Here is a 6,000-nt window from a genome sequence, read left to right on the forward strand (position 1 = left end):
TTCTCAGCCGCTGCTCAGCCCCGGAGTGGCATCGTGAGGGTGTGCGGATTCTGATCGTGGAGGACGAGCAGGCCCTGGCTGACGCGCTGGCGCGCGGCCTGCGTCGTGAGGGGATGGCGGTCGACGTCGCCTACGACGGGGACACGGGCTCCGAGAAGGCGTCGGTGACCCGGTACGACGTCGTGGTGCTCGACCGCGACCTGCCGGGCCGCTCCGGGGACGACCTGTGCGCCGAGATGGCGGGCGGCGTCACCCGGGTGATCATGCTGACGGCGAGCGGGGCGCTGCGCGACAAGGTCGCGGGCCTCGCGCTGGGCGCGGACGACTACCTCGCCAAGCCGTTCGACTTCCCCGAGCTCGTGGCGCGCATCCGGGCCCTCGGCCGTCGGGCCACGCCCGCGACGCCGCCGGTGCTCGAGGCCGCGGGGGTCGTGCTCGACCCGGCCAAGCGCACCGTCGTGCGCGACGGCGGGGTCGTCGACCTCACCCGCAAGGAGTTCGGGGTCCTGGAGGTGCTGCTCGCCGCGGGCGGTGCGGTGGTCTCCTCCGAGGAGCTGCTCGAGCGGGTCTGGGACGAGAACGCCGACCCGTTCACGACGACCGTGCGGGTCACCGTCATGACCCTGCGCAAGAAGCTCGGCGAGCCCGGGATCATCGACACGGTCGTCGGGTCCGGCTACCGGGTGCGCACCGACACGCACGCGGCCGTCTAGCTCTCAGGACATCGAGCTCCAGGACATCCGGGCGGGCACCCCGAGCATCTCCCGGGCCTCGCCGCACGACGCCGGGCGGCGGCCGAGTCCGGAGAGCAGCGCCAGCGCGCCGTCGAGCAGCTCACCGTTGCTCGGCGTCCGCGTGCCGTCGGCGAAGTCCTCCAGCCCGACCCGCACGTGCCCGCCCCGCTCGAGGGCGAGACGAGCCAGCCCGCACCCGACGACGTCGCCGCCCAGCACCGCCACCGACCAGGGCAGCCCGCTGGGTTCCAGCAGCTCCAGGTACGCCTCGAGCGCCCGCTCGGTGGGCGGCAGCCCGAACTCCAGTGACCCGCCGAAGTAGAGCTTCACGATCGCTCCCGGTGGCACGCGTCCGTGCCGGTGCAGCGTCAGCGCGGTGCGCAGGAACCCCGGCTCGAAGATCGAGATACTGGGCGCCGCCCGCCGCTCCGCGCTCCGGGCGAACATGTACTCGGTGTCGGCGTAGCTGTTCTCGTACGGGCCCGGCGCGGCGGCCTCGGGCACCACGCCGTCGCTGGTGAGTCCCACGTTGACCGAGCCCGGGTCGACGAGCGACATCCCGCCGAGCCCGCGCCGGGCGAGCTCCTCGACGTGGGCCCACCGCCGCTCGACGGGGATCCCGCGGGCCCCCGCGGCCATCGTCGGGTAGAGCAGCGCGTCCGGCCGGGCGGCCACGACGGGCTCCCAGGCCGCGAGGTAGGGCTCGACCGCGTGCACCCCGTCGGCGGTGAACATCGGCTCGTCGTGGTGGTTGTGCACGATCGCGGCGCCGGCGTCCAGGCTCCGCAGGGCGTCCCGCGTGATCTCCGCCGGAGTCCGGGGCACGCGCGGGTTCCGCTCGCGCGCAGTGGCACCGTTGAGCGCCACCTCGAGGATGACCGGGTCCGCGTCGACCGCCATCGCACGAGCATGCCGGACGCCCGAGGGCGTCACCCGATCGGCGGATCGGTGTCCGAGAACCGTGACCCAGGGATCTTCCGAGCCGTTAACGCCATGTATTCGGACGGTTGCGCTGGGTAGGCGACCGCCGACGCTCCCCCTTGGAAGGAACCTCCCATGGCCATGATGAAGAAGGCCGTCCTCGCGGCCGCGCTGATCAGCTCCGGTCTCGTCTCCACCACCGGCATGGCGTTCGCCAGCGACCACGGCGGCGACTCCGGTGCCACGGCCCAGAAGGGCCTGGTCAACTCGAGCGACTTCGCCCCGAACACCACGGGCGACGCCTGCAACAACAACGTCCCCGTCAACGTCCTCGGCGTCCAGGTGCCGGTCCAGGACAACGCGGCCGGCGTGCCGGTCGGCTCGAAGGCGGGCGAGGGCAACGGCGCCGCCAACGCCAAGAAGTGCTCGAACCCGATCAACGCGGTCAACTGACGAGCGCACCACGCTCACGGGCCCGGTCCTGCGCCTTCTCCGGTGCGGGACCGGGCCCGTGGTGTGTGCGGAGCAGGCGCGACGCGAGGGGAGGGGACGACGATGGCGGGGCGCGACGAGGTCACGGCGCTCTTCGCCCAGGCTCTCGACGGCGACGAGCACGCCGAGCTCGAGCTCGGACGCCGGTGGCTCGACGACGGTGACACCACCGCCGGGCGCGCGGCGCACGCCCTCGCCGCCGCGGCGCTCGCCGAGCTGGAGCGCGACCCGGTCTATTGCGCCTGGACCGACGGCTCCCCGCTGTCCGGGCGGGTCGCCGCGTGGGCCCGCCGCGAGGCCGCCGCGGTCCCGGCGACCGGGCTCACGCGGGGGCGGCACCGCCGGACGTAGGCTCGGTGACCGTGTTCCGCCGTGTCGACCCCGCGCCCGAGGAGGGCAGGAGCTCCGCCTCGGCGGCGACCCCGGCCCCGGCGGGGATCCGGGCCACGGCGGGGACCCGGGCCCGGCGCGGTCCGGGGCTCCGGGTGCGGCTCACCCTGCTCGCGACGGGCCTCGTCGCGGCCGTGAGCGCGGTCCTGCTGTGGCTGGGCTGGATGCTCGTCGGCGAGGTGGCCGCGTCGCTGCCGACGCTGCCACCGCAGACCCCGGTGCTCGTCGACGGCGTCGCGGTGCCGGCCGGTGAGATCGCCGCCGCGCTCGGGCACAGCGCGCGGACCGAGGTCCTCCAGGTCGGCTCGGTGGCGTTCGCGCTGGTGGTGGCCGCCGCCGCGATGGTGTCCTGGGTCCTGACGGGGCACGTGCTGCGCCCGGTCCACGAGGTCACCGCGACCGCCCGCCGCCTCTCGGCGGAGTCGCTCGACGAGCGCATCGACCTCGAGGGCCCGCGCGACGAGGTGGCCGAGCTGGCCGACACCTTCGACGCGATGCTCGACCGGCTCCAGGCGGCCTTCGACGCCCAGCGTCGGTTCGTGGCCAACGCCAGCCACGAGCTCCGGACCCCGCTCGCGGTGCTGCGCACCGAGATCGACGTGACCCTCGCCGACCCGGACGCCGACGTGGCGGAGCTGCGTCGCATGGCCGGGGTGCTGCGGGACGCCACCCGCCGGGCCGAGGGCCTGGTCGAGGGCCTGCTGCTGCTCGCGCGGACCGAGGCCGCCGACCACCGCTCCGCGGCGGGCGACGAGCGGGTGGACCTCGACCTCGCGGCCCGCGGCGCGCTGGACGCGGTCCGCGCCGAGGTGGAGGGCAGGCGCCTGCGCGTCGACGTGAGCCACGGCGCGGACGGCGCCGCCGGGGAGACGGCCCTCGTCGTCGGGGACGCCGCCCTGCTCGAGCGGGTCGTCGGCAACCTCGTCGAGAACGCCGTGCGGCACAACGTCGAGGGTGGCTGGCTCTCGGTGACCACGCGGCGGGTCCTCGAGGGAGCACCGGAGCACGCCGACCGGGAGCACCCGAGGGTCGAGCTCGTCGTCGGGTCGTCGGGACCGGAGCTCGACCCCGAGCGGGTCCCCGACCTGTTCGAGCCGTTCCGTCGCGGGGCCGACCGCGTCGGCACCGGATCCGGGCTCGGACTGTCGATCGTGCGGGCGGTCGTGCGCTCCCACGGCGGCACGGTCGCCGCCGAGCCGGTCCCCGGCGGGGGCCTCTCGGTGCGGGTGCTGCTGCCCGCCGCGCCGGAGGATCAGGTCTCGGGGTCGCTGAACACCGGGGTGACGGTCCCGACCTGACCGGTCGGGGGTCCCGCGGCGCGGGGCCCGGGGGGCCGATCCGACGCCCCGCGCTCGGTCGGGTCGGGGCCCTCGCTCCGGCGGCGGCGACGCGACGGCCTGGTGCGGGTCCCGGACGCGTCGTCCGGGTCGGTGCCCCCGGCGTCGTCGGAGTCCTGGGGGGACGGGGGCGCCGCGGTGTGCAGTGCCTCGATCAGCCCCGGGACCGCGAGGCCACGCTGCCAGGGGCGCGCGCCACCGGCGGCGAGCACGGCGTCGACGGTGTCCGCGTCGATCTGGGCGGGCGGGCTCCAGCAGAGGCGCCGGACCAGGTCGGGCTGGAGGAGGTTCTCGACCGGGGTGTCCCACTGCTCGGAGAGCTGGGCCAGGTGGGCGCGCGCGGCCGTGAGGCGCGCGGCGGCGTCCGGGTCCTTGTCGGACCAGCGGTTGACCGGCGGCGGTCCCTCGCCCGCGGGGGAGGACTCGGGGAGCTCGGCGGCGGGCAGCGTCGCGCCCGTGTGGATCGCGCGCCACCAGCGGTCGGCGAGCCGGCGCTGGGCGCGCCCGCGGAACACCGGGAGGTTTGCCAGGGCATCCTTATCAGCGGGCTCGCGCAACGCGGCGTCAACCATCGCCGCGTCGGGCAGCAACCGGCCCGGGGCGACGTCCCGGGAGGCGGCGAGCTGGTCGCGGGACTCCCACAGCGAGCGCACGACGGCGAGCTGGCGGGGCTTGCGGACCTTGTGCAGGCCCGACGTGCGCCGCCACGGCTCCGCGCGCTTCGGGGGCGGGCCTGCCGTGCGGACGGCCTCGAACTCCTCGGCCGCCCATCGAATCTTGCCCTGCTCGGCGAGATCGGTGGCCAGCAGCTCGCGCATCTGCACGAGGAGCTCGACGTCGAGGGCGGCGTAGACGAGCCAGTCGGCGGGGAACGGGCGCGAGGACCAGTCGGCCGCGCCGTAGCCCTTGCGCAGCCGGACGCCGACCAGTCGTTCCGCGAGCGGGCCGAGACCCACGCGCGGGTAGCCCGCGAGTCGCCCCGCGAGCTCGGTGTCGAACAGCGAGTCCGGATGCATCCCCACCTCGGCGAGGCAGGGCAGGTCCTGGGAGGCGGCGTGCAGCACCCACTCGACGCCGCGCAGCGCCTCCCCGAGCACGCCGAGGTCGCCGTCGAGGGCGATGGGGTCGACGAGGGCCGAGCCGGCACCTTCCCGGCGCAACTGCACCAGGTAGGCCCGGGCGGAGTAGCGGAACCCCGACGCCCGCTCGGCGTCCAGGGCGACGGGCCCGGTGCCCGCGGCCATGGCCTCGGCGAGCGAGGTCAGGGCCGCGCGATCGGTCACCAGGTCGGGTACGCCCTCGGCCGGAGCCAGGAGGTCGATGGCGTCGTCCGTATCGGACTCCGTGTCACCGACCTCCCGGCCTCCGGCCGTCCCGGCGGTGCCGGGGTCGGGGTGCGCGCTCAGCGGATGACGCCGGCTCGCATGGCCAGCGCGACCATCTGGGCCCGGTCACCCGTGCCGAGTTTGCGACCGATGCGGGAGAGGTGGCTCTTGACCGTGAGGGCCGAGAGGCTCAACGCTTCACCGATCTCCTTGTTGGAGCGGCCGTCGGCCACCAGCTGGAGCACTTCGACCTCACGGGCGGACAGCTCCCGTGGGGTGTTGTCGGTCGCCGGTACCCGGGTCCCCGCCGCGAGGAGCGGAGCGACCGAGGGGTCGGCGTAGAGGCCGCCCTCGAGTACGCGACGCACGCCGTCGGTGACGATGCCCGGTGAGGCGGACTTCAGCAGGTACGCCTGGGCGCCTGCCTGGAACGCCGCACGAACGGCCGACGGATCGTCGGACGCCGCCAGGACCACGATCCGGTTCCACCCCTGAGCGCGCAGCTCCGCGATCAGATCGAGCCCGCTGCCGTCCGGCAGACCGAGATCGAGGATCGCGAGGTCGCACGGTCCAGAGGCCAGAGCCCGTGTCCGTGCCTCGGAGATCGAGGCGGCCTCGTGGACGGTGCCCGCGCCCATCGAGGAAAGTCGCTGCGCGATTGCCTCGCGCAGCAGCGGGTGGTCGTCGACCACCAGCACGGAGAACATCTCTTCCCGCGGATGCGGAACCATCGCCGGTGGCAACAGCCCGCTCGCGACGCCTCGTAGAGCCATCCCTGGGCCCACGGTAGCCACGTCAACT

At 75.1% G+C, this 6,000-nt stretch carries 6 protein-coding genes and 1 pseudogene; 4 read left to right on the plus strand and 3 right to left on the minus strand.

Annotated elements, in window-relative coordinates; genetic code table 11:
* Positions 1-41 precede the first annotated feature (41 nt).
* Complete coding sequence (locus VGI02_RS15585; RefSeq protein WP_331628365.1) at positions 42-713, plus strand: response regulator transcription factor; 672 nt, start codon at positions 42-44, stop codon at positions 711-713.
* Between the two features lie 3 nt (positions 714-716).
* Here the strand turns inward: VGI02_RS15585 and VGI02_RS15590 are convergent, their stop codons facing one another.
* Positions 717-1,634, minus strand: a complete 918-nt coding sequence (locus VGI02_RS15590) for a beta-keto acid cleavage family enzyme (protein ID WP_331628367.1) — start codon at positions 1,632-1,634, stop codon at positions 717-719.
* 156 nt (positions 1,635-1,790) lie between these two features.
* Here VGI02_RS15590 and VGI02_RS15595 point away from each other — a divergent pair, with 156 nt between their 5' ends.
* The 3 genes from VGI02_RS15595 (at position 1,791) to VGI02_RS15605 (ending at position 3,835) form a co-directional block, all read left to right on the plus strand.
* Positions 1,791-2,108 (plus strand): hypothetical protein, encoded by a 318-nt coding sequence (locus VGI02_RS15595; protein ID WP_331628369.1) that lies wholly within the window; start codon positions 1,791-1,793, stop codon positions 2,106-2,108.
* 102 nt (positions 2,109-2,210) lie between these two features.
* Positions 2,211-2,498, plus strand: a complete 288-nt coding sequence (locus VGI02_RS15600; protein WP_331628371.1) for a hypothetical protein — start codon at positions 2,211-2,213, stop codon at positions 2,496-2,498.
* Between the two features lie 86 nt (positions 2,499-2,584).
* Positions 2,585-3,835, plus strand: a complete 1,251-nt coding sequence (locus VGI02_RS15605; RefSeq protein WP_331628377.1) for a sensor histidine kinase — start codon at positions 2,585-2,587, stop codon at positions 3,833-3,835.
* Positions 3,836-4,005: 170 nt separating this feature from the next.
* Here VGI02_RS15605 and VGI02_RS15610 read toward each other — a convergent pair.
* Both VGI02_RS15610 and VGI02_RS15615 read right to left on the minus strand, forming a co-directional pair.
* A pseudogene (locus VGI02_RS15610) lies at positions 4,006-5,196 on the minus strand (HRDC domain-containing protein); the annotation flags it as partial.
* An 80-nt stretch (positions 5,197-5,276) separates the two neighbouring features.
* Positions 5,277-5,972, minus strand: a complete 696-nt coding sequence (locus VGI02_RS15615) for a response regulator (RefSeq protein WP_414638285.1) — start codon at positions 5,970-5,972, stop codon at positions 5,277-5,279.
* Positions 5,973-6,000: the final 28 nt, after the last annotated feature.

This window comes from Actinomycetospora sp., from assembly GCF_036497245.1.
GTDB lineage: Bacteria > Actinomycetota > Actinomycetes > Mycobacteriales > Pseudonocardiaceae > Actinomycetospora.

What these genes read in the sequence shown, in the direction of transcription:
- VGI02_RS15590 (WP_331628367.1), bottom strand. Translation starts at nt 1,634, where the DNA reads ATGGCGGTCGACGCGGACCCGGTCATCCTCGAGGTGGCGCTCAACGGT.
- VGI02_RS15595 (WP_331628369.1), top strand. Translation starts at nt 1,791, where the DNA reads ATGGCCATGATGAAGAAGGCCGTCCTCGCGGCCGCGCTGATCAGCTCC.
- VGI02_RS15600 (WP_331628371.1), top strand. Translation starts at nt 2,211, where the DNA reads ATGGCGGGGCGCGACGAGGTCACGGCGCTCTTCGCCCAGGCTCTCGAC.
- VGI02_RS15615 (WP_414638285.1), bottom strand. Translation starts at nt 5,972, where the DNA reads ATGGCTCTACGAGGCGTCGCGAGCGGGCTGTTGCCACCGGCGATGGTT.